We start from the raw sequence: 26575 nt of genomic DNA, 5'->3' as shown, positions 1-26575 counted from the left end.
ACGGCTGCGGAAGCGACATCGGACCAGGAACCGGAACCGGACCAGGACGCGGGGGCGACGGCGGCCACGACACCGGTGACGGCCACGGCGACGGCGACCGGGGCGGGAACGGCCCCCGAGGTCCCCGCCGAATTGGAAGACCTGGCGGAAGCAGAAGACCCGGGAGAACCGGCAGAATCAGCAGGCCCGGCGGAACCGGAAGGCCCCGCCTCGGGCCGACCGGCCGACCGGGACCGAAAGGCTCAGCCCTCGGCCTGACCGGAACCAGCAGAACCGGAAGGCCCCGCAGAACCTGCGGGCCCCGCAGGGCCGGGCTCCCCGGCGGACCCGGCCGGGCCGGGGTGCTCCCCGCGCAGTTCGCCGATGACCCCGAAGGCCGCCGCGCACAGCGGTACGGCGAGCAGCATGCCCAGCAGTCCCGCCACCCCGGCGCCCGCGGTGAGCGCGATCATGATCGTGGCCGGGTGCATCTGGACCGTACGGCTCTGAATCATCGGTTGCAGGACGTGCCCCTCCAGCACCTGTACGGCGAGCACGACGCCCAGCGCCCACAGTCCGATCACCACCCCCCGGTCGGCGACCGCCACCAGGACCGCGACGGTACCGGAGATGAACGCCCCGAGGTACGGGATGTACGCGCCGACTAAGACCAGTGCGCCCAGCCCCACCGCACCGGGTACCCGCAGGATCAGCAGGCCGATGGTGATGCAGACCGCGTCGATCAGGGCGATGACCGTGGTGCCGCGCATGAAGCCCTGGACCGCCTCGAAGGCCCGTCGCCCCATCGCCTCGACCAGCTCGCCCGTCCCGCGCGGGGCGACCGCGTGGGCGAGACCGGCGGCCCGGTCGGAGTCACGCAGGAAGAAGAAGGTCAGCAGCATGGCGAGGAGGCCCGTCGCGATCAGCGAACCGATCAGGCTGATCCCGGAGAGGAGCCCGCCCGCGGCGCTCGCGCCGAACTTCTCCAGGATCTTCTGGGCGTTGGCGGCGAGAGCGTCCACATCGGTGGTCCCGCTGATCCCGAGGTGGTCGACGAGCCACTGCCCGATGCGCTTGAGCGAACGGAGGATCTGCGGGCCGCTGTCGACGAGCGCGGTGACGACGATGTATCCGGCGCCGCCGACCACCGCGACGAGCAGGGCGCAGGTGAGCCCCGCGGAGAGCGAGCGGTTCAGACCGCGGGCGGTCAGCCTGCGGTGGACCGGACCGAGCAGGGCCGTACCGAGCAGGGCGAGCAGTACGGGTGTGACGGCCGTCTTGAAGGCGACGCACAACCAGACGGCGATTGCCGCGACCCCGCTGACGAGAAGGACGACACCGCACCAGGCGGCCGTGCGCCGGGCGCCGTCGGGCAGAAGGGGCTTCTGGGTCTGCACCCTCCCCACCCGATCACGGTGCGGAGGCCGTGTCTCGCCCGCGCCGTCGTATGGGTGATCGGCTGTCACATCCGTTCGTCACGGACATGTTCCGGCACGGGACAACGTTCCCGCACGGCCACAGCTGACGAGGGCCCGGGCCCGACGGAGGGCACGCTCCGTCAGGAGGATGCCCTCCACCAGGGGGTGCCCTGCGTCAGCGGATGCCGTTCGTCAGGCATCCCGCCCGAAGCGGTCGGCTCACATGCCGTGGACGGCGGGCACCTGGCCGAGCCGGCCGGCCTGGAAATCCTCGAACGCCTGCCGCAGTTCTTCCTGGCTGTTCATCACGAACGGCCCGTAGTGCGCCATCGGCTCGCGGATCGGGCGGCCACCGAGCAGCACGACCTCCAGGTCCGGGGTGTTGCCGTCCTGCTTCTCGTCCGCGCGGACGGTCAGCGAGGAACCAGCGCCGAAGACCGCGGTCTGCCCCAGGCGGATCGGACGGCGCTCCGCGCCGACGCTGCCGCGCCCCGCCATCACGTAGGCGAGCCCGTTGAAGTCCTCGCGCCACGGCAGGGTCAGCTCGGCGCCGGGGCGGATGGTGGCGTGGATCATCGTGATCGGGGTGTGGGTGATGCCGGGGCCCTCGTGCCCGTCGAGCTCACCGGCGATGACGCGGATCAGCGCGCCACCGTCCGGGGAGGCGAGGAGCTGGACCTGGCCGCCGCGGATGTCCTGGTAGCGGGGGTCCATCATCTTGTGGGACCTGGGCAGGTTCACCCAGAGCTGGAGGCCGTGGAAGAGCCCGCCCGACATCACGAGGGACTCCGGCGGAGCCTCGATGTGCAGGAGCCCGGAACCGGCCGTCATCCACTGGGTGTCACCGTTCTGGATGGTGCCGCCACCGCCGTTGGAGTCCTGGTGGACGAAGGTGCCGTCGATCAGGTACGTGACGGTCTCGAAGCCCCGGTGCGGGTGCCACGGGGTGCCCTTCGGCTCGCCCGCCGCGTACTCCACCTCGCCCATCTGGTCCATCATGATGAACGGGTCGAGGTGCCTGTAGTTGATCCCGGCGAACGCACGACGAACCGGGAAGCCCTCACCCTCGTAGCCGCTCGGCGCGGTCGTGACGGTGAGCACGGGACGGGCCACGGCGTCGGCGGACGCGGCGACCTTGGGCAGGGTCAGCGGGTTTTCGACGGTCACTGCGGGCATGAGAGCCACCTCCGGTTTGTCCTGCATCCAATTTAGTTGAACACTGAACATCTTGCAAGGCATCCGGCATTCCCGCCGCCCGGAGCCCGGCTCCCACCACCCCCACCACCCGCCATCCGGAGCCCGCTCCTCCTGGACCCGCCACCCCGGCCCGGGCACCGCCCTACGCCCGCCACCCCTCACTGATCGCCCCCACGCCCGTCGCGTCCACCACCCCGAAGCCCTCCGCCCCCACCTCCCGTCGTCTCCGGTCGCCCCTGATCGCCCCCGGTCGCCCGCGCGCCGAAACGGCCAGGAGCCCGCACCGCGCCCGGATGCCGCCGGCTGTTCACCGGCGGTGTCCGAACGCGGTACGGGCTCCTCGTGCGAGCGCGGACGTCAGCCGCACACACAAGCGCGCCTCAGCCCTGCATGCGGCGCCTCGGCCGCACCGACGGCGCCTCAGCCGTACATGCGACGCATCGCGTAGTCGACCATCTGCTCCACGGCCTTGGCGTCGAAGACCATGCGGTGGTCGCCCTCCATGTCGAGGACGAAGCCGTACCCGGTCGGCAGCAGGTCGATCACCTCGGCTCCGGTGATCACGAAGTACTTGGACTCCTTGCCCGCGTACCGCCGCAACTCCTTGAGCGTGGTGAACATCGGGATCACCGGTTGCTGCGTGTTGTGCAGCGCAAGGAATCCCGGGTTGTCGCCGCGCGGGCAGTAGACCTTCGACGTCGCGAAGATCTGCTGGAAGTCCTCGGCGGACAGCGAGCCGGTGGTGAAGGCCCGCACCGCGTCCCGGAGAGACGGCGGCGAGGGCTCGGGGTACAGCGGCTGCTCGCCGTAGCCGCCGCCCATCTGCTGCTGTGCGCCCGGGTTCTGGTCGTAGCCGTACATGCGCCAAAGAGTAATCGGACACATCGCACCCTTGAGGGGTTGCGTCTTATTACTGGCGGGTAGCATCATCGGAGAGGTCAGCTGATATACGCACCGCCAGCTCGTCGCCCGCCCGGCTCGCACGCCGTGCCCGAGGCGTCGCGTGCCACTGCTAGTGATTACGGAGCCTTCCATGGGGCACTACAAGTCGAATCTCCGCGACATCGAGTTCAACCTCTTCGAGGTTCTCGGTCGCGACAAGACGTACGGGACCGGACCGTTCGCCGAGATGGACGTCGAGACGGCGAAGAGCATCCTCGACGAGGTCACCCGCCTCGCGGAGAACGAGCTGGCCGAGTCCTTCGCCGACGCCGACCGCAACCCGCCGGTCTTCGCCCCGGAGACCAACACCGCGCCGGTCCCGGACACCTTCAAGAAGTCGTACCAGGCGTTCATGGACTCCGAGTACTGGCGCCTGGGCCTGCCCGAGGAGATCGGCGGCACCACCTCGCCGCGCTCCCTCATCTGGGCCTACGCGGAGCTGCTGCTCGGCTCGAACCCGGCCATCTGGATGTACTCCTCCGGCCCGGCGTTCGCCGGCATTCTTTTCGACGAGGGCAACGAGGCACAAAAGAAGGTCGCCGAGATCGCCGTCGAGAGGCAGTGGGGCTCGACGATGGTGCTGACCGAGCCGGACGCCGGTTCGGACGTCGGCGCGGGCCGTTCGAAGGCCGTCCAGCAGGAGGACGGCTCCTGGCACATCGAGGGCGTGAAGCGCTTCATCACCTCGGGCGAGCACGACATGTCCGAGAACATCCTCCACTACGTGCTGGCCCGTCCCGAGGGGGCCGGCGCCGGCACCAAGGGCCTCTCGCTCTTCCTCGTCCCCAAGTTCCACTTCGACTGGGAGACCGGCGAGCTGGGCGAGCGCAACGGCGTGTACGCGACGAACGTCGAGCACAAGATGGGCCTCAAGGCGTCCAACACCTGCGAGATGACGTTCGGCGACAAGCACCCGGCCAAGGGCTGGCTGATCGGTGACAAGCACGAGGGCATCCGCCAGATGTTCCGCATCATCGAGTTCGCCCGCATGATGGTCGGCACGAAGGCCATCGCGACCCTGTCGACCGGTTACCTGAACGCCCTGGAGTACGCCAAGGAGCGCGTCCAGGGCAGCGACCTGTCGCAGTTCACGGACAAGGCCGCGCCCAAGGTCACCATCACGCACCACCCCGACGTGCGCCGCTCCCTCATGACGCAGAAGGCGTACGCGGAGGGCATGCGCTCCCTCGTCCTGTACACCGCCACCGTCCAGGACGCGATCCAGGAGAAGGAGGCCGCGGGCGAGGATGCCAAGGCGCTGCACGGTCTGAACGACCTGCTGCTCCCGATCGTGAAGGGCTACGGCTCCGAGAAGTCGTACGAGCAGCTGGCGCAGTCGCTCCAGACGTTCGGCGGCTCCGGGTACCTCCAGGAGTACCCGATCGAGCAGTACATCCGTGACGCCAAGATCGACACGCTCTACGAGGGCACGACGGCGATCCAGGGCCAGGACTTCTTCTTCCGGAAGATCGTCCGCGACCAGGGTGCCTCGCTGAACGCCCTGTCCGAGGAGATCAAGCAGTTCCTCAAGGATGCCCAGGGCGACGAGCAGCTGGCCGGGGCGCTGAACTCGCTCGCCAAGGCGGCCGTGGACCTGGAGGCGATCGTCGGCCGGATGATCACCGACCTCACCGCGACCGGCGAGGACGTCAAGAACATCTACAAGGTGGGCCTGAACACCACCCGTCTGCTGATGGCCTCCGGCGATGTCATCGTCGGCTACCTGCTACTGAAGGGCGCGCACATCGCGGCCCAGAAGCTGCCGACCGCCTCCGCGAAGGACGTCGCCTTCTACCAGGGCAAGATCGCCGCCGCGAAGTTCTTCGCCGCGAACGTCCTGCCCGGCGTCGCCACCGAGCGGGCCATCGCGGAGTCCGTCGACAACTCGCTGATGGAGCTGGACGAGGCCGCGTTCTAGTCGGACGGTCCCGTCGGGCGCTCCCGTCGGACGTTCCCGTCGGACGTTCCCGCCGGGAGTCCTTCCAAGAAGGACTCCCGGCTCCACTCCGAGGCTCCTCCCGGGGTCATCAGCCGACACCGCCACCCGTACGCGCTTTCGGGTGGCGGTGCCGTCGTACGGGCTGGGTGCGCCGGGGACACGGCCGAGAATCCCGTTCACGGGCAGAACCACGACTACCGATGTCCTGCTCGCGGTCGCCGTCGTCCCGCCCGACTCCGAGGCCCGCGACCGCGACACCAAGCCGCACCAGTACGCGGGGGCGGGCATCCCGAATTTCCGGCTCGTCGAACCTGGCTCGTCGAAATGGCGGAGAACGACCGACTCGTGGTCTGGACCTATGAGCTGGACCCCGTGCGCAAGCAGTACGTCTCCACCGGTGTCCACACGACCGGCTGAAGCCCTCCACCCCCTATGACATCGACATCGATCTGACCGCCATCGACAAGCTTTGGCCCGGAATCGGACGACCTCCGGAACTGTGCATTCCGGTGCGGCGGGGAGATCGTCCCGATGGTCGCCGGGCATTGGCGCGGACGGACCATCGACGGCGAGGAAAGGATCCGGTCCGGCCTCGTTACAGTGAAGAACATGAGTTCCTCCCTCCGCTTCGACCGCGGGCACACCGACGACCTGATGGCCTTCCTGATGGCCTCCCCCTCCCCGTACCACGCGGTGGCCACGGCGGCCGCGCGGCTGGAGAAGGCCGGCTTCCGGCAGGTCGAGGAGACCGCGGCCTGGGACGGCACCAGCGGGGGGAAGTACGTCCTGCGCGGCGGCGCGATCATCGCCTGGTACGTGCCGGAGGGCGCCGAGGCGCACACCCCGTACCGGATCGTCGGCGCGCACACCGACTCGCCGAACCTGCGGGTCAAGCCGCTGCCCGACACCGGGGTGCACGGCTGGCGTCAGGTCGCCGTGGAGATCTACGGCGGAACGCTCCTCAACACCTGGCTCGACCGCGACCTCGGCCTCGCCGGGCGGATCTCGCTGCGCGGGGGCACCCACCGGCTGGTGAACATCGACCGGCCGCTGCTGCGCGTGCCGCAGCTGGCCGTGCACCTGGACCGGTCGGCCAATCCGGACGGCCTGAAGCTCGACCGGCAGAAGCACATGCAACCGATCTGGGGCCTCGGGGACGTCGAGGAGGGTGACCTGATCCGGTTCGTCGCCCAGGAGGCCGGGGTCGACGCCGAGGACGTCATCGGCTGGGACCTGATGCCGCACCCCGTCGAGCCGCCGGCCTATCTGGGGCGGGACCGCGAGCTGCTGGCCGGCCCGCGGATGGACAACCTGCTCTCCGTGCACGCGGCGACCGCCGCGCTCGCCGCCGTCGCCGAGCAGCCGGACGCCGAGCTTCCGCACATCCCGGTCATGGCGGCCTTCGACCACGAGGAGAACGGCTCCCAGTCGGACACCGGCGCCGACGGGCCGCTGCTGGGCACGGTGCTGGAGCGTTCGGTGTTCGCGCGCGGCGGTTCGTACGAGGACCGCGCACGGGCGTTCGCCGGGACCATCTGCCTCTCCTCCGACACCGGCCACGCCATCCACCCCAACTACGCCGAGCGCCACGACCCGACCCACCACCCGGTGGTCAACGGCGGCCCGATCCTCAAGGTCAACGTCAACATGCGGTACGCGACCGACGGCGGCGGCCGGGCCGTGTTCGCGGAGGCGTGCCGGAAGGCGGACGTGCCGTGGCAGACGTTCGTCTCCAACAACTCGATGCCCTGCGGCACCACCATCGGGCCGATCACCGCCGCCCGGCACGGCATCCAGACCGTGGACATCGGGGCCCCGATCCTGTCGATGCACAGCGCCCGCGAACTCTGCGGCGCGGATGATCCGTACCTGCTGGCCAACGCGCTCTCGGCGTTCCTGGCGGGCTGATCCGGCGCAGGCCGCGGGGCCGGGGCCGGGCAGCGGGTCCGGCAACGGCTCCGGCCCGGCAACGGGGGTCCGGCTCCGGCCCGGCATGCCGGAAGCTGATACCACGCAAACCCGGGACCGGTCCGGCGCAGGCCGGGAGGCCGTGAACGGGGGCGGGGCCGGAGGACCGGCCCCCGCCCCCTGGCCGTCCCGGCCCGCCCGGCACCCGGTCGACAGCCCCACGGCAACCACGCCCCCACACACCGCCCGCCCCGCGGCTCGGCACCCGGGCCGGCGGCGCCGTAGCCGACCGGGGACTTCGCGGCAACGGCCCCTTAACTGGCGGGAATCGCCGCTCTCGGCGTTCCGGCACCCCCGATATCCTGACGCTTTGCAGTGCCCCCTCCGGGGCGCATCCTGTCCGGAAGGGGAGCCGCCCGTGGAGTTCCGGCTGCTCGGCACCGTCTCCGTCGAGACGCACAGCGGGTTGCTGCCGCTCGGTCCCGCGAAGCGCCGCAGCCTGCTCGCGGCGCTGCTGCTGTCCGCCAATACCCCTGTCTCCATCGCCCGGTTGACGGACTCGCTGTGGGACGACACCCCGCCGTTGCACGCCCGCGGCGTCATCCAGGGGCATGTGTCGCGCCTTCGCGCCCTCCTGGTCGGCGCGGACGCCCAGGCATACGGGGTGGAGCTGGTCACGCTCGGCGACGCCTATCTGCTGCGGGTTCCGGAGACTCTGCTGGACTCGCACCGGTTCGAGGAACTCCTGTCACTGGCTCGGGAACAGCGCGACCCCGCCGACTCCGTACTGATGCTCAAGGAGGCCCTGTCCCTGTGGCAGGGCCCGGCACTCACCGGGGTGGCCGCCGCCCCGCCGCTCCGGGCCGCCGCGCACGCGCTGGAGGAGTCACGCCTGTCGGCGGTCGAACAGCTCGCCTGCTTCTACGGAGAGTTGGCGAACCACAGCCAGGCGGTGGCGGTACTGCGCGCGGAAGCGGTCGCGCACCCGATGCGTGAGTCGCTGGCCGCCGCGCTGATGACGGCGCTCTACCAGGCGGGGCGCCAATCCGAGGCGCTGGACTGGTTCCACCGCACCCGGCGGCTGCTCGCCGACGAACTGGGTGTCGATCCGGGGCACGAACTGGCCGACGCGTACGCGCTGATCCTGCGCGGCGACCCCGGCCCGGACCTCCGCACCGAATCGTCCGGACCGGCTCGTACCGGCGGACCGGACCGGGCGGACGACACGAATCGGACGGACGGGCCGGACCGTACCCGCAGCACGGGCCGCACGACCGACCCGCACGGAAGAGACGGTACGGACCGCGCGGCCGACACAGCTGGCGTGGGCGGCACGGGCGGGGCTCACGCTCCACCGCCGTCCCGTACCGCCGCCGCACCGGTCGCCCAGCCGCCCGCCCGGCCGCCCGCCGCCGCACCGGCCCCCGGGACCGGCGGAACGCTCCCCGCCGATCTGCTCCCCCGTGCCCCCCGCGGCTTCCACGGGCGGGCTGCCGAACTGGCCGCGCTCGGCCGGGCCTCGGCGGGCGAGGCGCCCGTCTGCCTGGTCACCGGACCGGCCGGGGTGGGGAAGACCGCGCTGGCCCTCCAGTGGGCGCACCGCAGCGCCGCGGCCTTCCCGGACGGGCGGCTCTTCGCCGATCTGCGCGGGTTCAGCAACACCGGCGAACCCTCGCCCACGGAGGTCCTGCGCGAGTTCCTGCTGGCGCTGGGCGTCGCACCGCGTCGCGTCCCGGAGTCCGAGGCCGCCGCCGCCGCGTTGTTCCGGTCGCTGACCGACCGGCGCCGCCTGCTCGTCGTGCTCGACAACGCCCGGGACTCCGCCGCCGTCCGGCCGCTGCTGCCGGGCGGCGCCGACTGCGTCACGCTGGTCACCAGCCGCAACCGGCTGGAGGGCCTCATCGCCTCGGACGCCGCCCGTCCCGTGCCGGTCGACGTCCTCGAACCACGGGACGGCACCGCCCTGCTGGCCGGGGTCCTCGGCGAGGAGCGGGTCCGCACCGAGCCCATGGCCGCCCTCAGGCTCGCCGAGCTGTGCGGGGGTCTGCCACTGGCCCTGCGGGTCACCGCGGCCCGGCTGGCGGGGCGACCCCGGTGGACACTGGCCGGTCTCGCCGACGAACTCGCGGACGAACGCAGCCGGTTGACGTACCTCGACGTGGACGACACCGGTGTGCCGGCCGCGCTCCGGCTGACCGTGCAGCAGCTCCCGCCGGACGCCGTGCACCAGTTCACCCGGCTCGGGCACCACCCCGGCAGCCACTTCGACGCGTACACGGCCGCCGCCCTCGCCGGTACGGACCCGGTCGTGGCCACGGCGGCGCTGGGACGGCTCGCCACCGCCCACCTCGTCGCCGAGACGGCGCCCGGTCGCTGGGTGCTGCACGATCTGGTGCGCCTCTACGCCCGGGGCCTGGACCCCTCGTCCGCAAGCGAGGCGCTGCACGGGGTCCTCGACCACTACATCGCCACCGCGCTGGCCGCCGCCGACACGGCCGAGCCCGGCGGTGAACCCTGCTTCGTGCTGCCCGACGACCACCGCGCCCCGGCCGCCGTCCGGGACTTCGCCGACCGTTCGGCGGCCATGAGCTGGCTGGCCGCCGAACGTGACGACCTCGCACTGGCCACCGTGGCCGCCCGTGCGGCGGGGCTGCACGACCGGGCCTGGCGCCTCGTCCTGCTCCAGTGGCCGCAGGTGGTGTGGCGGGTACGGGACGGCTGGTCCCCGCCGCTGGAGCTGGCCCTGGACTCCGCCCGTGCCGAGAAGGACCCTTACGCGGAGTCGCGGGTGCTCAACCTGCTGGGCTGGGTGCTGACCGAAGAGGGCAGGACCGCCGAGGCGCTCGCCCTGCTGGAGCGTTCGCCCGGTCTCGCCCGACGGTCCGGTGACCGGCTCGGGGAGGCGACCGCGCTGGTCAATCTGGCGGTGGTCCAGGCCGAGGACGGCGCGCTCGACGCGGCGCTGGAGGGCTGCGCGCGCGCCGTCGCCCTGGCCCGCGAGGAGGACGACGCGCACACCGAGATGCTCGCCCTGCAACACCTCGCCCGGATGCAGCTCACCACGGACCGGCCGTGGGAAGCCCTCGACTCCGCCCGCACCGCGCTGGGCCTCGGGCCCGAGCACGGGGAGCCTGTCCGCCGGGTGCTGCTGCTGACCATCAGCGGCGAGGCCCGGCTGGCACTGGGCGACGAGGACGAGGGCATCCGTCTGCTGGACCTGGCGGCCGGGGAGGCGGAACAGGCCGGGTACGACGAGGGCGCGGCGCGGGCCCTCGGAGCGCTGCTGCGGGTCACGGCCCGCCCGGACCACATCCGGCGGCACGAACAGGCGGTCAGCCGGCTCACCGCCGACGACGTCTGACACCCGCGCGCCCCGTGGTTGCGGGGGTGTCAGGTCCCACCGGCGGGGACATCAGCGGTACGTCAGCGGGACGACAGCGGAACATGAGCGGCGGCCGCCAGAGTCATGGGTGTCAGCAAGCCGGAGGCATTCGCCACAGGACCGGGCGTCCGCCTCCCTACACCCGGGGGACTCCCATGCCTGCCTTCCGCAACCGCTCCGCCGCCCTCGCGGCCGCCACCACCGCCGTGCTCGCCCTGGCCCTCACCGCCTGCACCGACGACGGCACCGGCACCCAGTCCGCCGGCCAGGCGAACGACACCGCATCGGCCACCGCTCCGGCGGACGCCTCCCAGCCCGCCGCCGACGCGACGACCACGAACACCGCGAAGACCGGCGATGCCGCGCAGAACGCCGAAGCCGCGAAGACGGGCACCTCGAAGACCGGCGCGTCCGGCAGCAGCGCCAAGACGGGCGGAAACACCAGCGACAGCTACGCCTACAAGCACCCGTGCAAGATCGGGGACCTGTCGGTGCGCGTGTACCCCCGCGAGGGCTCGGCCACCCAGCATGTGATCGAGGTCAACAACGTCGGCGCGAACTCCTGCGGCCTGAGCTACTTCCCGCTGGTCAGTCTGGGCGCCGCGAAGGCCACGGACCACAGCGGGGACGTCCAGCCGGCGGTTCCCGGTGGCCTGGGCGGCGCACCGGCCTACCCGGTCAAGCCGAAGACGGCCGCCATCGCGGTGATCGACCTCAACCCGAAGGGCGGCGACGGCATGACCTGGGTCAACGAGATGAGCGTGCTCGCCGACGGCGACCACATGGCCAACGCGGACACGAAGAACTTCTCGCTCGGCCCCGATGTGAAGGTGCTCGACCCGAAGCTGGGCCTGTACCGGAGCACGGTCGCCGACGCGGTGAGCTCCATGCAGCAGGCGGGCACCTCCTGACCTCGGTCGGGAACATCCCGGCCCGCTGAGCCGGGCCGTACGACGCGCCCCGCGGGACGGCGCCCCGCGGGGCGCGGACCCTTCCTCGCCGCACCCACCGCACCCGGCGCGGAACGCCCTCCGCGTCCAGGGCTCCGCCCGCTGCCGTGCTCAGCCCTGCTCGTCCATGCCCGCCAGCACCAGCGGCAGCCGGGGCGTTCCCCCGGCGGTCACGCGGACGGGGACGCCCCAGTCCTGCTGGTGGACGTGGCAGGCCGGGTACTCGTTCTCCGGGTCGTCGTCGCAGGATGCCGCCATCGCGGACACGTGCAGCACGCCCTCGGTGACGCCGTCGGCCAGGACCAGATCACGGAACAGGTTCGTACCGGCGCCGGAGCCCTCCGCCAGCAGCTCGGGCGGGGTCGCCGAGACCAGCAGCCGGGTCGAAGGACCGTACCGGGTGTCCAGCTTCTGCCCGGCGGGCGCCTGGAAGACCACGTCGAGCCGGAGCGTGCCCGGGGCGATCTCGGTGGCCGCGCGCTGCGTGTGATGCGCCTGGCCGGCGACGCGTACGGCCTCCTCCGGGAGCCGCAGCCGGGTCAGCCGGTGCCGGGCGGACTCGACGACGACGAGATCGCCGTCGGCCAGGACGGCGTCGCTGGGCTCGCGCAGATCCGTCGCGAGGGTGGTGACCTCGCCGCTCACGGGGTCGTAGCGCCGCAGCGCGTGGTTGTACGTGTCGCAGACGGCGACCGAGCCGTCGGGCAGCGCGGTCACGCCCAGCGGGTGCTGGAACAGCGCCTGGCCGGCGGGGCCGTCGCGGTGGCCGAAGTCGAAGAGGCCGGTGCCGACGGTCGTACGGACGACGAAGCCGGTGCCGTCCCGCTCGGCGTAGCGCAGGGCGGACGTCTCCGAGTCGGCGACCCACAGCCGCTCCCCGTCGGCCGAGGCGGCCAGCCCGGACGGCTGCGCGAACCACGCCTCCTCGGCCGGCCCGTCGACCAGGCCCTCGTTGGTCGTGCCCGCGGCGACCCGGACGGTGTCCGTCGCGGGGTCGTACGTCCAGAGCTGGTGGACCCCGGCCATGGCGATCCACAGCCGGTCAGCGAACCAGGCGAGGTCCCAGGGCGAGGAGAGATCGACCTCGCGGGCCGGACCGCTCGTCGGCGACCCCTGCCACCACTGGCGGCCGGTACCGGCGAGGGTGCTGGTCTCGCCGGTGGCGGGATCGAGGGCACGGATCGCGTGGTTCACGGTGTCCGCGACCGCGATCCGCCCGTCGGGCAGCACGGCCAGGCCCTGGGGTTCGGAGAACCGCGCCTCGCCGGGACCGCCGTCGACGATCCCCCGCTCCCCCGTTCCGATGTGGCGGCGCACCGTCTCGCCGTCGGCTTCGATCTCGACCAGGCGGTGCCGGGTGGTGTCGGAGACGAGGAATCCGCCGTCGGGCAGCAGCAGGACCTTGCCGGGGAACCGCAGGTGCGTGGCGACCGGCTCGGGCGGAACGTACGGCCCGTCGCCGCGCCGCAGCGTGCCCTTCGCCGCGTGCTCGGCCTCCAGCTCCTCGACCAGCTTCTCGATGGCGTGCGCATGCCCCTCGCCCGCGTGCTGGGCGACGACATAGCCCTCGGGGTCGATCACGACCAGCGTGGGCCAGGCCCGTACGGCGTACTGCTTCCAGGTCTCCAGCTCCGGATCGTCGAGGACCGGGTGCCGGACCTCGTACCGCTCGACGGCGTCGACGACCGCCTCGTGGTCGGCCTCGTGGACGAACTTCGGCGAGTGGACGCCGATGATCACGACGGTGTCGCGGTGCTTCTCCTCCAGCTCGCGCAGCTCGTCGAGAACGTGCAGGCAGTTCACGCAACAGAAGGTCCAGAAATCTACAACAACACACTTACCTCGGAGGTCGGCGAGGGTCAGATTCCTGCCACCCGTGTTGAGCCACCCGCCCTTGCCGATCAGCTCAGGGGCACGGACACGGCCACGGGCACGGCGCGGAGCGGAGGAATCATCGTTCATGCACCAAGAGTGCCATTCGCCTGTGAGCATCAGTGTCCCTCGGGGTGGCGCCGCATGTAGACGTTGCAGTCGGACACCGTGGTCATGTCGCCTCCGGCTCGGGCGCGGGAGCGCACGTCGGCCAGTTCGGCGCAGCCTGCACACCCCTCCACCGGGGCCGGCTCCGACTCCAGGTTCAAGGGCAGTTCGATCGGTGGGGCGCTGTAGCGCTTCGGTTCGGTCACGAGGAGAGCGTCACCCACCCTCTCGGACGTATCTCCCCCTGCTCACCAGACAGTTGAGACGTTCGACACCAGGGTCGGAGAAAGCCCAAAAGGTCACGGCGAGGGGGTTGACTTGAACGCTGCTCTTCAGTCCGCGATGGAACGCACCGGGGTGTCCACGCGTCAGCTGGCGTACCGGGTGGGGGTATCCGCGAAGCAGGTGGAACGATGGCTGAGCAATGCTGATCTGACACCACACGCAAGAAACCGAGCGGACGCCTGCCGAGCGCTGGGAGTGGACGAAGAGATGTTGTGGCCGAAGGCTGTACAGGAACGCGTGAAGACCGGCACCGATCGTGAGCTGGTCCACAGCTATCCCTACCGATCCGCATGCCCGTCAACGGTCTGGACGGAACTTGTGGAGTCGGCGCGCACGGAAATCTTCCTCGCCGGCTACACGAACTACTTCTTCTGGACGCAGGTCCCCCACTTCGCGGAGACGATCCGACGCAAGGCCGAGGCAGGGTGCCGCGTGCGGTTCCTCGTGGGAGACCCGGACGGGGAGGTGACCCACCAGCGGGAGGCGATCGAGGACGTGGCCCTGTCCGTCTCCACGCGCATCAGGATCACAGGGGAGCACCTGGAACGTCTGGGGCCCCTCAAAGGGGTGGAGGCGCGTGTCTCCACCCCGCTGGACGCCATCAATCACGTGAGCCTGTCCGTGTTCCGCTTCGATGACGAAGCCCTGGTGACACCGCATCTCGCCCGCCTCGTCGGCCACGACTCGCCCCTCCTGCATCTGCGTCGCCACGACAGCGGGGGCATGTTCGACCGGTTCGCGGAACACGGCGAGGAGCTGTGGGAGCGGGCTGCGCCTTGGCACCTCGCATCCCGTGCATGAACAGCGGGCTTGTCCGCGTCCATCACAGACGGACTCCCCCGTACGCCCCTGCGCCTTGGGCAGCGCCCAGGCGCGCCGAGTGCGCTCCACGATCATGTCCCGCTCCAGTTCAGCGAAGGCCGCGCATTCCGGCGGGTCCGCCCGTCCCACGGGGTCCGCCCGTTCCGGACGGGCACCCCGCTCCGGAGAGCCGCGAGCTCCGCATGGGCCACGCGTTCCGGAAGGTCCACGTGTTGCGGGGGATCATGGGGGAACCTGTGGGCCATGAGATTCCTGGTGCGTGAACGCCTCTTCGGCATCGGTGACGACTACTGGATCGAGGACGCGGACGGCCGCAAGGTCTTCCTCGTCGACGGCAAGGCCATGCGGGTGCGGGACACCTTCGAACTGAAGGACACCGATGGCCGCGTGCTGGTCGAGATCCACAAGAAACTGCTCAGTCTGCGCGACACCATGATCATCGAGCGCGACGGCGAACGGCTCGCCACGGTCAAGCGCAAACGGCTGTCGCTACTGCGCAACCACTACCGGGTCGCCCTGATCGAGGGCACCGACCTGGACGTCAGCGGCAGGATCCTGGACCACGAGTTCTCCATCGAGTACGACGGGGAGCTGTTGGCCCAGATCTCGCGGCGCTGGCTGACGGTCCGGGACACCTACGGCATCGACATCGTGCGGGAGGACGCGGACGCGGCGCTGCTCATCGCCGTATCGGTGTGCGTCATCGTGCTCGCGGAGAAGGAGCACGAGGGCTGACCGGGCCCGGCACGGCCCCGTCCGGCTCCGGGTGAACGGGGCGGGCGTCCGCCGGACATGCCCCGTGCCCGGCGAGCACGCCGGCGGACGCGTCCGCGCACCCGTGGGCCCCGCTGCGGCACCGGGGCCGGTGAGTGGCCGCGCACGGGGCCGCGGTCGGCCGTTGAGCCCCACCGCCCCGCCGGGTGCCGCCGGGTCGCGGCTACGGGCGGGTCGTGGGCGCGGCGAGGCCCAGGCGACGGTCCTTGAGCGCGGGGAACTGCGCGCGGGTCGTCGCCACCCTCGCCGGGTCGAACTCCACGCTCAGCACCTCCTCGTCCGCGCCCGCCTCCGCGAGCGTCTCGCCCCAGGGGTCGACGACGATGCTGTGGCCGGCCTGCTCGACCCCGGCGTGGGTGCCGGCGGTGGCGACCCCCAGGACGTACGCCTGGTTCTCGACGGCGCGGGCCCGGGCCAGCAGCGTCCAGTGGGCGCGGCGCCGCTCGGGCCAGCCCGCCGCGACGACCAGGGTCTGGGCGCCCGCGTCCACCAGACTGCGGAACAGCTCCGGGAAGCGCAGGTCGTAGCAGGTGGCGAGGCCCAGAGTGGTGTGCGGCAGAGCCACCGTGACCAGTTCCTCGCCCGCCCCCATCATGACCGCCTCGCCCTCGTCGAAGCCGAAGAGGTGGATCTTGCGGTACACGGCGGCCCGCTCGCCCTCGGGCGTGAAGACGAGTGCGGTGTTGTAGAGCGTGCCGTCGGGCGCGCGCTCGACGAAGGAGCCCGCGTGCAGCCAGACCCCGGCGTCGGCCGCGGCCTTCGCCATGATCTCGTGGGTGGGCCCCTGGAGCGGTTCGGCCTCGTTCCGGAAGGAGTCGTGCGCGAAGGCGCCGACCGGCCAGAGCTCGGGCAGGACGACCAGGTCCGCGCCGCGCTGCGCCGAGACCAGCGAAGCAGCGCGCTGCCTGCGGGAATCAACCGATTCGTCCGGGTCTACTGCGATCTGGATGAGGGAGGCGCGCACACTACCACCGTCCTGGCATTCGAGTCGTCAACACGGGCCTACGATCGTCACACGAAAGCACTGCCCGGGTGCCTGCTCGCAGCGTAACTTAGCGATCGAGCCTCCCACGCAGTCCGCCGCCCGCGCCCAGCACTCCAGCCCATGCACCGCAGAACCGCACGAGGGGTCCCGTGACCGTCCATCCCAGTCTTCAGAACTACGCCGATGCCTGGACCCACTCCATCGAGGCGATAGCCGAGCTGGTGAAGCCGCTCGCCGAGGAGGAGTGGAACAGCCGTACGCCGTGTCCCGCCTGGTCGGTGCGAGACATCGTCTCGCACATCATCGGCATGGAATGCGAGCAACTCGGCGATCCACGCCCGATCCACTCACTGCCGCGCGACCTGTACCACATGCAGAACGACCTCGCCCGTTACATGGAGATGCAGGTCGACGTACGGCGCCACCACACCTCGCCGGAGATGCTCGCCGAGCTGGATTACACGCTCATCCGGCGCGCGCGTCAGCTCCGCAACGAGAACCGCGCCCCCGAGACGATGGTCAGGGCCCCGCTGGGCGCCGAGCAGACCCTCGAAGTGGCCCTGCGGATGAGGGCGTTCGACGTCTGGGTGCACGAGCAGGACCTGCGGGTGGCGCTGGGCCGGCCCGGCAACCTGGACTCCCCCGGCGCCACCATCGCCCGGGACGTCCTGCTGGAGGCGTTGCCGAAGGTGGTCGCCAAGGACGCGGGGGTGCCTCCGAATTCGGCGGTGGTGATCGATGTGCACGGTCCGGTGGAGTTCCTGCGCACCGTCAGGGTGGACGCGGAGGGCCGGGGTTCGGTGGACGGTTCGCCGTCGCTCGGTCCGGTGGTGACCCTGGCGACGGACTGGGAGACGTACTCCCGGCTGGCCTGCGGGCGGGTGCGCGCGGGCGCGGTGGCGGACCGCATGAAGGTCGAGGGCGACCCGGAGCTGGCGGACGCGATCCTGCGGAACTTCGCCGTGACGCCGTGACACCGTGATGCCACGCGCCGCTGCCGTGACGCGGTGACACACCGCTGCCACGACGCGGTGACGCGGTGCCGCCACTCATGGTGACGCGGTGCCGCCGTACAGCTCCAGCAGGATGACGCCCCGACACGGTGCCGCGCACGGCTCGGCCCGCTGACACCGTGACGCCCCGGCGCCTGTCGGCCGCGACCACCGGGATCGGCGACGCCCGTCGGACGGGGACGGGCGCGCCGCCGATCCGGCGTGATGGGTGCCCTGCGGGCGTCACGCGAGCGGGAGGCCGGGCGGGCCCCCGCGGCAAAGGGCTCACGCGGGCACGTGCACGGCCTCCACGCGGCTGATCACGCGCTGCTCGCGCTCGCGGTGTGCGGCCCGGGAGCGCAGCCGCAGGATCTGGACGACACCGACCGCCTCCAGCACGAAGACCGAGGCGAACGCGATCCGGTAGTCGTCCCCGGTGGCGTCCAGCAGCACGCCGACGGCGAGCAGGGTGGTCATCGACGCGATGAAGCCGCCCATGTTGACGATGCCCGAGGCGGTGCCCTGGCGCTCCGGCGGGTTCGCGGGCCGCGCGAAGTCGAAGCCGATCATCGAGGCGGGACCGCAGGCGCCGAGCACCACGCACAGCACGATCAGCAGCCAGGTCGGCGCGTGGGCGGCGGGGTAGAAAATGGTCGACGCCCAGAGCAGGGCGGTCGCCGCGACCGTCCCGAGAGCCAGCGGGATCCTGGCCTCATGGTGCCGGGCGACGATCTGCCCGTAGACCAGTCCGAACACCATGGTGGAGAGCACCACCAGGGTGAGCAGCTCACCGGCGGTGGACCGGCTGAGCCCCTGCGCCTCCACCAGGAACGGCAGCCCCCACAGCAGCAGGAACACCATGGCCGGGAACTGCGTGGTGAAGTGCACCCACATGCCGAGCCGGGTGCCGGGCTCCCGCCAGGAGGCGCCGATCTGCCGGCGCACGAAGGCGGACCCCTTGTGCGTGGCGGGCGGCGGCTCGTGCCCCTCGGGGTGGTCCTTCAGGAACAGCAGCAGGAGCACCAGGACGACGACCCCGGCGGCGGCGCTGCCGACGAAGGTGGTGGTCCAGCCGAGTCCGTGCAGGGCCCGCGCGATGAGAAGCGTGGAGACGAGGTTGCCCGCCATCCCGAACAGCGCCGCGACCTGTCCGATCAGCGGACCGCGCCGGGCCGGGAACCAGCGGGTGCCGAGCCGCAGCACGCTGATGAACGTCATCGCGTCGCCGCAGCCGAGCAGGCCCCTGGACACCAGCGCCATGCCGTACGAGGGCGAGAGCGCGAAGCCGAGCTGGCCCAGCGTGAACAGGACGGCTCCCAGGGCGAGGACCTTCTTGGTGCCGAGCCGGTCGATCATCAGGCCGACGGGTATCTGCATGCCGGCGTAGACGAGCAGTTGGAGGATGGAGAACGTGGAGAGCGCGGAGGCGTTGACGTGGAAGCGGTCGGCGGCGTCGAGCCCGGCGACGCCCAGGCTGGTGCGGAAGATGATGGCGACGAAGTAGACGGCGACGCCGATGCCCCACACCCACGCGGCGCGTCGGCCGCCGGGTGGGTCGCCGGGCAGGGACGGGGCGGGAGCGGCGGAACTCACCGGTCCTCACCCCTGACCAGCACCTTGACCCGGCCGACGTGGCGCCGCACGGCCTGCGCGGCACCGTCCGCGTCGCCGGACCTGATCGCCTCCAGCAGCTCGCCGTGCTCGGTGATGTTCGCGGCGATCCTGTCCGGATGTGCCTCCATCACGGCGACCCCCATTCTCAACTGCCGGTCGCGCAACTGGTCGTAGAGACGGGCGAGGATGTCGTTGCCCGCGTTGCGCACGATCTCCGCGTGGAAGCAGCGGTCTTTGACGGCCACCGCGGCCAGGTCACCCTCCTGGGCCAACTGCCGCTGCTCTTCGAGGAGTTCTTCGAGCCGCTCGATCAGCCGCGCCGAGGCGGGCACGGCCTTGCGCGCCGCGAACTCCTCGACCAGCAGCCGGGTCTCCACCACGTCGGCGATCTCCTGCGCGGAGACGGCGAGCACGAGGGCGCCCTTCTTCGGGTAGAGCTTGATCAGCCCCTCGACCTCCAGCCGGAGCAGCGCCTCGCGCACCGGGGTGCGCGAGACCCCGACCGCCTCGGCGAGATGGCCTTCGGTGAGCAGCGTGCCGCCCTCGTAACGGCGGCCCAGTACCGCTTCCTTGACGTGGGTGTAGACGCGCTCGGCGGCGGGCGGCTGCTTGGTCGCGGCCGGCTTCGCCTCCCCCGTCCCCCCTGTCGGCTTCGCGGGCGCCTTCACGGCGGTCTTCACGGTGGACTCGGTTGCGGACTCGGCAAGGATCTTCACGACTGGGAGGGGGGAGGGCATGCACACATGATAGATACAACATGCGTACATCATGAAAATCGTCCAACCCGCGGACGGGCATCCGAGCAGGTTCCGGGCTGATCCCGTCCGGCATGTCCGCCCGTAGCCGCGCGGCATCTCCCTCGACGGGCCCCGCCCACCCCCTCGACACCCCGTCCCGACCTCCCGCCAAAACCCACTTGACCCCGAAATTGCCCCGGAAACCCCAGGAATCAGCGCATCCTTTCCCGCACCTCGCGCGTCTCATCACCGAGCGGCATCTTCATGTGGCCGCATTTCAGGGGCATTTGGGAGCACTCAAGTTGAAAATCGGCATTAAGGGCATACACCGCGTTTCTGCCACTGCCACCGTGGCCCTCACGGCGGGTGCCGTCATCGCGGGCAGCGTGTTCGCCTCCACAGCACAGGCCGCCGCACTGCCCAATCCGACGATCACCGCCAAGGGCGGTTTCGTGATGAACAACGGAAACGGCAAGGCGCTGTTCGCCAAAACCGCGGACACCCGCCGCTCCACCGGTTCCACCACCAAGATCATGACCGCCAAGGTCGTCCTGGAGCAGAAGAACCTCAACCTGGACTCCAAGGTCACGATCCAGAAGGCGTACAGCGACTACATCGTCTCCAAGGGCGCCTCGTCGGCCCGTCTGATCGTGGGCGACAAGGTCACGGTCCGCCAGCTGCTCTACGGCCTGATGCTGCCGTCCGGCTGCGACGCCGCGTACGCGCTGGCCGACAAGTTCGGCTCCGGCTCCACCCGTGCGGCGCGCGTGAAGTCGTTCGTCGGCAAGATGAACACCTCCGCCAAGGCCCTCGGCCTGAAGAACACTCACTTCGACTCGTTCGACGGCATCGGAAACGGTTCGAACTACTCGACGCCGCGCGACCTGACGAAGATCGCCTCCAGTGCGATGAAGAACTCCACGTTCCGCACGATCGTGAAGACCAAGTCGACGAAGCAGAAGGTCACCACGAAGTCCGGTGGCTACCGCTACATGTCGTGGTCCAACACCAACACGATGCTCAGCAGCTACAGCGGGGCGATCGGCATCAAGACCGGCTCCGGCCCGGCGGCCAAGTACTGCCTGGTCTTCGCCGCGACCCGCAACGGCAAGACGGTCGTCGGCACCGTGCTCGGCTCCACGAGCGCGACCACCCGCTCGGCGGACATGAAGAAAATCATGGACTACGGCTTCAAGAAGTAGCCCGGTCCGCGTCACACGCGCCGGCCGACGGCGCACGCATGAGGAGGGGCCCCGCACCGTGCGGGGCCCCTCCTGTCGTACGCACCGCCACGCAGGCCGCTGCGCGCCCGCGAGGGCCGGCATCCGCATCACCGGTATCGGGGCTAATCTGCCTGCTTGTCGGCACATGTCGGAGGTCGTGAAGGGCAGCGAGCATGGACTTTCGTCAGATCCAGTACTTCAAGGCCGTCGTCGAGGCCGGATCGGTTTCACAGGCCGCCAAGAACCTCAACATGACGCAGCCGCCGGTGAGCCATGCCATCGCGAAGCTGGAGAGCGAACTCGGGGTACGCCTCCTCGAACGCACGGCGAAGGGCGTCCACCCCACCCCGGCCGGGCTCTACCTGCTGTCCAAGGGCGGGCGCCTGGTGGCCGACCGGGACCGCGCCGTGGAGACGCTGAAGCTGATGGGCGAAGGCGCGGTCGGTGACCTGCGCATCGGTGTGGAGCCCATGGTCATCAACGAGGTCGTCGCCGATGTGCTGGCCGAGTTCCTGGACCAGGCTCCAGGGGCCCGCGTCAGCCTGACCGACGTCACCCCCGATCTCATCGTGCAGGGCATCCGGGACGGCCGGCTGGACATGGGATGCATTCCCTTCGGCCCCAGCCAGTTCGCCGGTTTTGTCACCGACTTCTGCGATTCGTATCCCATCATGGGAATCGACCTGAAACTCGCCGTCCCCCGGTATCGCGCGCGCGAGGACCACCCCGGCGGAAAAGGATGGGGGCGCTGGATTCTGCCTTATCGGATTCCAGCATTCGTGGGAATGCCCGAGGTCGTCGGAAACGCCCTCGTCGGCGACGAGACCTTCGAGGTCCTCGAAGTGTCCACGCCGCAGACCGCCGTCGCCTTCGTCGCGGCCGGGCTCGGCGTGGCCCCCGTGAGCCGGCGCATCGCGGGCCGGACCGACGCGGTGACCCTCCTCGATCCCCCGCGCTGGCTCGCACCCATGCAGGCCACGCTGCTGTGGCGGCGTGAGGGCGAGATCAGTCCGCTGATGCGGCACTGGATGGAGGCGACCCGCGTGGTCGCCGAACACCGGCGCGCGCTCAGGTCCTGAGCGAGACCGTCCACGGACGCAGCGTCCGCGGACGGCGTTCCGGAATGTACGGGACAACGGGCGCCGAACACCGGGCACCTGAAGAGGCGGCACCCGAATGATGCCATACACGAAACTATGCCCCCCTCTATCGCACCGCATATGGATCGCGCGGGAAAAAGCTCCGAGGTATCTCGTAAAACGAGATGAATTCCATGTGACGTGCGTCACTTTCAAGGGTGTCCCGGTCGGCCCTTGACCTGCCCACCGGAGCAGAAAAGGCCAGTTCAGAGCCGTTTTGCCGACCGTTCACCGCTTGGTGGGCGGCTCGACGGCCGACGCCCCCGCGCCTCCCGTCCGTTCCTGCCGTCTATTGCCCGGCTCTACCCCCCGTGCAAGTCTTCCCGGCAATTCGACGCCGCAGGCGGCTTCCGATCGGCACAACAAATCCCTCTTCACGGGCAGCTGATCGCGTATGGCCTGTTCCGGCGACGTGGTCCATTCCGTCGGGGAGAAGATGGGGTTTCGGTCCATGAACACGGGAAATTCAAATCAGTCGGCACACGACCCCGCCGACCGTGAAAACATCCCCTTTACCGGTGCGGAGTATCTGGAGAGCCTGAACGACGGGCGCGAGGTCTGGATCTACGGGGAGCGGGTCGAGAACATCGCCGAGCACCCCGCATTCCGCAATTCGGCCCGCATGATCGCCCGCATGTACGACGCCCTCCACGACCCGGCGCGCAAGGACATCCTGACCGCGCCCACCGACTGGGGCGGGTTCACCCACCGCTTCTACCAGGCTCCGAAGACCGTCGAGGAGCAGGTGGCCGCGCGCGACGCGATCGCCGAGTGGCAGAAGATCACCTGGGGCTGGATGGGCCGCTCCCCCGATTACAAGGGCTGTTTCCTCGGCACGCTGGGCGCCAACGCGGAGTTCTACCGCGGGTTCGAGGACAACGCGCGCAACTGGTACCGCAAGGCTCAACAGAAGACCTGGTACATCAACCACGCGATCATGAACCCGCCGGTCGACCGCGGTCTCGGCGCCGACGCGGGCAAGGACGTGTTCATCCGGGTCACCCGGGAGACCGACGCGGGCTTCTACGTCAGCGGCGCCAAGGTGGTGGCCACGGGCTCGGCCCTGACCCACTACACCTTCGTCGGCCACGTCGGCCAGGTCGCCGTGCAGGACCCGGCCTACTCGCCGGTGTTCATCATGCCGACGAACGCTCCCGGCGTGAAGCTGCTCTGCCGCACATCCAACGAGTACCGGGCGGCCGTGCTGGGCAGTCCGTTCGACTACCCGCTGTCCAGCCGCCTGGACGAGAACGACGCGATCCTGGTCCTCGACGACGTGTTCATCCCCTGGGAGAACGCGTTCATCTACAACGACCTGGAGCAGGCCAACAAGTACAACATCCACTCGGGCTACCTGGAGCGCGCCTCCCTGCACGGCTGCACCCGCTTCGCCGTCAAGATGGACTTCCTGGTCGGCATGCTGGCCCGTGCCCTCGACGTCACCGGGGCCGGACAGTTCCACGGCGTCATGTCGCAGCTCGGCGAGGTCATCGCCTGGCGCAACACGTTCTGGGCGCTGTCGGACGCGATGGCGAAGAGCGCGGTGCCGTGGAAGGGCGGCATGATCCAGCCCGACCCGCAGTTCGCCGGGGCCTACCGCGTGATGAACCAGCTCGCCATGCCGAAGATCAAGAACATCATCGAGCAGGTCGTGGCCAGTGGGCTGATCTACCTCAACTCGCACGCCGACGACTTCAAGACCCCCGAGATCCGCGGCTACCTGGACACCTACCTGCGCGGCACCGGCGGCATCGACGCCGAGGAACGCGTCAAGGTCATGAAGATGCTCTGGGACTCCATCGGCACCGAGTTCGGGGCCCGCCACGAGCTGTACGAGATCAACTACATCGGCAGCAACGACGTGACCCGGCAGACCAACCTGTTCGGCGCGCGGGGCAGCGGTCTCCTCGACTACTGCAAGGACTTCGCGCAGAGCGCCATGGACGAGTACGACCTGGACGGCTGGACCGTGCCGGACCTGATCGGGCCGGACGACGTCAGCATCCTCAAGCGCTGACCACCGGTCGTCCACGACCGGGCGCCGGCCGACGGACCGGCGGCCTCGGCCGGCGGCCGAGCCCCGTCCGCACGGCTCCCCGCCGCGGGAGCCCGCCCCACCCGTCGGCGACGCCCCGAGCGCACCGACCCGCTCCCACCCACCACAGGAGGACCCGTGGCCACGGCAATCGATGCTGCCCACGTCACCTACGAGGCGCCTGATCTCGAAGTGATGGAGAAGTTCCTCACCGCGTTCGGCATGACCAGGGCCGAGGGCAGCGACGACCGGACGCTGTACATGCGGGGCACCGGAACCCAGCACCACATCCACGTCACCCGCAAGGCTGCCAAGCAGCGCTTCGTCGGCGCCTCGATCGAGGTCGCCACGTACCAGGACCTCGTCGAACTCGCGGCACTGTCAGGGTCCTCCCCGGTCACCGAGTCGACCGAGCCCGGCGGCGGACAGGTGGTCTCGATGACCATGCCGGACGGCATCGAGATCCGGGCGATCTGGGGCCGGGACAAGGTCGAACCGATCGCCGACCGGGAACCCTTCGCGATGAACAACATCCGCGACAAGAACCGGGTGAACGCCTTCGTCCGCCAGCCAGTCGCGCCGTGCACCATCGCTCGTCTCGGCCACTTCGTGCTCCATGTGAAGGACCACGACGCCTCGATGGCCTGGCTGAACGAGCGCTTCAACTTCCTGCCCTCCGACTACTTCCTCCCGCCGGGCGAGGACGGTCCCGTCGTCGGCACGTTCGTCCGGCTCGACCTGGGCGAGCAGCTCGTGGATCACCACTTCATGCTCGTGCTCCAGTCGGACTGGGTGGGCGTGCACCACAGCGCGTTCGAGGTCACCGACGTGGACGCGGTCATGTCCTCGCACGACTACCTCCTCCAGCAGGGCTACAGCCTGGACGTCGGGGTCGGCCGCCATCTGCTCGGCAGCCAGATCTTCGATTACTGGAAGGACCCGTTCGGCTTCCGCATCGAGCACTACACCGACGGCGACACCGTGGACGGCAACCACCGGCCCGGGAAGTTCAACGGCACCGCCAGCGACACCACGCAGTGGGGGAACCGTCCGCCGCTGGAGTTCTTCCAGTGAGCGGCGAAGCGCGCGCGGCACGCGCCGAACCCACGTCGTCGGTCCACGCACCGCTGTCGCCGACCGTGCGCGAGCAGTTGGCGCGGGCCGGCTCGTCCACCGTCGCCAACATGCTGCTCCGGCACGGCCTGCGCAACGTCCTGATGGCCGGGGTCCGGCCGCTGACCGCGGGCGGGGAGCCGATGGTGGGGCCGGCCAGCACGCTGCGGTTCATCCCGGCGCGCGAGGACCTGGACACCCTCGCCAACTACGCGAGCAGCGAGAACCCGCACCGCCGCGCGATCGAGGAGTGCCCGCCCGGCGCGGTGCTCGTGATCGACGCGTTCGGCTCCACGGCGGCGGCGTCCATGGGCGACATGATGGCGGCGCGGCTCAAGCGGCGCGGTGTGTCCGGCGTGGTCACGGACGGCGGCTACCGGGACTCCGGCGCCATCGCCGCGACCGGGCTGCCGTGCTTCCACCGGGGCAACGCCCCCGCGGCGACACCGATCGCCCTGCACCCGGTCGCGCTGGACGAGCCGGTCGGCTGCGGCGGAGTGGCGGTCTACCCCGGCGATGTGGTGCTGGGCGACGACGACGGGGTCGCGGTGATCCCGCGTCATCTGGTCGCCGAAGTGGCGGCACGGGCCGCCGACGCCGCCGCGTACGAGGAGTTCGCGGCTCTGGAGATCCGGCGCGGGCGGTCCCTCTTCGGGCTCTTCCCCGCCACGCCGGAGAGCCGCCAGGAATACGAGACATGGGTGGCATCGGGCCGCCCGGGTTTGGAGTGAACAGTGGACATCGACCCCACGACCATGAAGTCCCTCGAAGTCCTCATCCACGCCGCCGACCTCGACGAGGCGAACTGGATCGACTACCCCGACTACGGGTTCCGCCAGTACTTCCTCTTCAAGAACCCCGAGACCGGCGCCAGCATCGCCCTCCTGGAGTACGAGAAGGGCGGCACGATCCCGACCAAGCACACGCACGCCTCGAACCAGTTCATGTACTGCCTCGAAGGCGACTACGAGTACACCGACTCCGGCCTGCGGCTGCGCCCCGGTTCGTTCTACATGAACCCGAAGGACCACCCCCACGGCCCGACGCTCGCCCACGAGCGCAGCGTGCTGATCGAGATCTACGACGGCCCGCACTACTACGAGAAGCCCGAGTACCACACCGACGAGACGATCGGGGACTTCCTTGCGAAGGACTGAGGCG

General features: G+C 70.4%; 21 protein-coding genes. 13 read left to right on the top strand and 8 right to left on the bottom strand.

What is annotated here, in order from left to right:
- Window positions 1-242: 242 nt before the first annotated feature.
- The 3 genes from ACIHCL_RS14865 to ACIHCL_RS14855 all read right to left on the bottom strand — a co-directional run bounded on the left by ACIHCL_RS14865 (window position 243) and on the right by ACIHCL_RS14855 (window position 3455).
- On the bottom strand, window positions 243-1376 hold the full coding sequence (locus ACIHCL_RS14865; protein WP_399861542.1) for an AI-2E family transporter: 1134 nt from the start codon (window positions 1374-1376) through the stop codon (window positions 243-245).
- A 240-nt stretch (window positions 1377-1616) separates the two neighbouring features.
- Entirely contained in the window at window positions 1617-2573 is a 957-nt protein-coding gene (locus tag ACIHCL_RS14860; protein WP_399861539.1) for a pirin family protein, read from the bottom strand.
- A 441-nt stretch (window positions 2574-3014) separates the two neighbouring features.
- Entirely contained in the window at window positions 3015-3455 is a 441-nt protein-coding gene (locus ACIHCL_RS14855; protein ID WP_399861536.1) for an SseB family protein, read from the bottom strand.
- Window positions 3456-3627: 172 nt separating this feature from the next.
- On the opposite strand from ACIHCL_RS14855, the gene ACIHCL_RS14850 reads away from it, so the two are divergent.
- The 4 genes from ACIHCL_RS14850 (at window position 3628) to ACIHCL_RS14835 (ending at window position 11676) form a co-directional block, all read left to right on the top strand.
- Window positions 3628-5454 (top strand): acyl-CoA dehydrogenase, encoded by a 1827-nt coding sequence (locus ACIHCL_RS14850; RefSeq protein WP_399861533.1) that lies wholly within the window; start codon window positions 3628-3630, stop codon window positions 5452-5454.
- A 630-nt stretch (window positions 5455-6084) separates the two neighbouring features.
- Window positions 6085-7383, top strand: coding sequence for a M18 family aminopeptidase (locus tag ACIHCL_RS14845; protein WP_399861530.1), 1299 nt, complete (start codon window positions 6085-6087; stop codon window positions 7381-7383).
- A gap of 418 nt (window positions 7384-7801) precedes the next feature.
- Window positions 7802-10744, top strand: coding sequence for an AfsR/SARP family transcriptional regulator (locus ACIHCL_RS14840; RefSeq protein ID WP_399861527.1), 2943 nt, complete (start codon window positions 7802-7804; stop codon window positions 10742-10744).
- A gap of 176 nt (window positions 10745-10920) precedes the next feature.
- On the top strand, window positions 10921-11676 hold the full coding sequence (locus tag ACIHCL_RS14835) for a DUF4232 domain-containing protein (RefSeq protein WP_399861525.1): 756 nt from the start codon (window positions 10921-10923) through the stop codon (window positions 11674-11676).
- A 150-nt stretch (window positions 11677-11826) separates the two neighbouring features.
- Here ACIHCL_RS14835 and ACIHCL_RS14830 read toward each other — a convergent pair whose 3' ends face one another.
- Both ACIHCL_RS14830 and ACIHCL_RS14825 read right to left on the bottom strand, forming a co-directional pair.
- Window positions 11827-13677, bottom strand: coding sequence for an NHL domain-containing thioredoxin family protein (locus ACIHCL_RS14830; protein ID WP_399861522.1), 1851 nt, complete (start codon window positions 13675-13677; stop codon window positions 11827-11829).
- A gap of 29 nt (window positions 13678-13706) precedes the next feature.
- The gene (locus ACIHCL_RS14825) at window positions 13707-13901 is read right to left on the bottom strand and encodes a hypothetical protein (protein WP_399861520.1); all 195 of its coding nucleotides are present in this window, start codon (window positions 13899-13901) and stop codon (window positions 13707-13709) included.
- Window positions 13902-14187: 286 nt separating this feature from the next.
- On the opposite strand from ACIHCL_RS14825, the gene ACIHCL_RS14820 reads away from it, so the two are divergent.
- Both ACIHCL_RS14820 and ACIHCL_RS14815 read left to right on the top strand, forming a co-directional pair.
- On the top strand, window positions 14188-14781 hold the full coding sequence (locus ACIHCL_RS14820; RefSeq protein ID WP_399861518.1) for an XRE family transcriptional regulator: 594 nt from the start codon (window positions 14188-14190) through the stop codon (window positions 14779-14781).
- Between the two features lie 264 nt (window positions 14782-15045).
- Window positions 15046-15537, top strand: a complete 492-nt coding sequence (locus tag ACIHCL_RS14815; RefSeq protein ID WP_399861516.1) for an LURP-one-related/scramblase family protein — start codon at window positions 15046-15048, stop codon at window positions 15535-15537.
- A 202-nt stretch (window positions 15538-15739) separates the two neighbouring features.
- Here the strand turns inward: ACIHCL_RS14815 and ACIHCL_RS14810 are convergent, their stop codons facing one another.
- Complete coding sequence (locus ACIHCL_RS14810; protein WP_399861513.1) at window positions 15740-16540, bottom strand: carbon-nitrogen family hydrolase; 801 nt, start codon at window positions 16538-16540, stop codon at window positions 15740-15742.
- A 170-nt stretch (window positions 16541-16710) separates the two neighbouring features.
- On the opposite strand from ACIHCL_RS14810, the gene ACIHCL_RS14805 reads away from it, so the two are divergent.
- Window positions 16711-17535 (top strand): maleylpyruvate isomerase family mycothiol-dependent enzyme, encoded by an 825-nt coding sequence (locus ACIHCL_RS14805; protein ID WP_399861510.1) that lies wholly within the window; start codon window positions 16711-16713, stop codon window positions 17533-17535.
- Window positions 17536-17838: 303 nt separating this feature from the next.
- Here ACIHCL_RS14805 and ACIHCL_RS14800 read toward each other — a convergent pair whose 3' ends face one another.
- Both ACIHCL_RS14800 and ACIHCL_RS14795 read right to left on the bottom strand, forming a co-directional pair.
- Entirely contained in the window at window positions 17839-19146 is a 1308-nt protein-coding gene (locus ACIHCL_RS14800) for a nitrate/nitrite transporter (RefSeq protein ID WP_399861508.1), read from the bottom strand.
- Window positions 19143-19835 (bottom strand): GntR family transcriptional regulator, encoded by a 693-nt coding sequence (locus ACIHCL_RS14795; protein WP_399861866.1) that lies wholly within the window; start codon window positions 19833-19835, stop codon window positions 19143-19145. The genes ACIHCL_RS14800 and ACIHCL_RS14795 overlap by 4 nt, the downstream gene beginning before the upstream one ends.
- 371 nt (window positions 19836-20206) lie before the next feature.
- Between ACIHCL_RS14795 and ACIHCL_RS14790 the strand changes: the two genes are divergently transcribed.
- The 6 genes from ACIHCL_RS14790 to ACIHCL_RS14765 all read left to right on the top strand — a co-directional run bounded on the left by ACIHCL_RS14790 (window position 20207) and on the right by ACIHCL_RS14765 (window position 26571).
- Window positions 20207-21106, top strand: a complete 900-nt coding sequence (locus tag ACIHCL_RS14790; protein ID WP_399861506.1) for a D-alanyl-D-alanine carboxypeptidase family protein — start codon at window positions 20207-20209, stop codon at window positions 21104-21106.
- 194 nt (window positions 21107-21300) lie between these two features.
- A complete protein-coding gene (locus ACIHCL_RS14785; RefSeq protein ID WP_399861504.1) occupies window positions 21301-22206 on the top strand; it encodes a LysR family transcriptional regulator in 906 nt (301 codons plus the stop codon).
- A 511-nt stretch (window positions 22207-22717) separates the two neighbouring features.
- Window positions 22718-24283 (top strand): 4-hydroxyphenylacetate 3-hydroxylase N-terminal domain-containing protein, encoded by a 1566-nt coding sequence (locus ACIHCL_RS14780; RefSeq protein WP_399861501.1) that lies wholly within the window; start codon window positions 22718-22720, stop codon window positions 24281-24283.
- Window positions 24284-24439: 156 nt separating this feature from the next.
- A complete protein-coding gene (locus tag ACIHCL_RS14775; RefSeq protein ID WP_399861499.1) occupies window positions 24440-25375 on the top strand; it encodes a VOC family protein in 936 nt (311 codons plus the stop codon).
- Window positions 25372-26145 (top strand): dimethylmenaquinone methyltransferase, encoded by a 774-nt coding sequence (locus tag ACIHCL_RS14770; protein ID WP_399861496.1) that lies wholly within the window; start codon window positions 25372-25374, stop codon window positions 26143-26145. The genes ACIHCL_RS14775 and ACIHCL_RS14770 overlap by 4 nt, the downstream gene beginning before the upstream one ends.
- A gap of 3 nt (window positions 26146-26148) precedes the next feature.
- Entirely contained in the window at window positions 26149-26571 is a 423-nt protein-coding gene (locus tag ACIHCL_RS14765; RefSeq protein ID WP_399861494.1) for a cupin domain-containing protein, read from the top strand.
- The last annotated feature ends 4 nt before the right edge of the window (window positions 26572-26575 follow it).

The organism is Streptomyces sp. NPDC052042, from assembly GCF_044548345.1.
In the GTDB taxonomy this organism is placed as follows: domain Bacteria; phylum Actinomycetota; class Actinomycetes; order Streptomycetales; family Streptomycetaceae; genus Streptomyces.
Note: the sequence above shows the minus strand (reverse complement) of the source record. Positions and strands in the feature narration are given on the sequence as shown.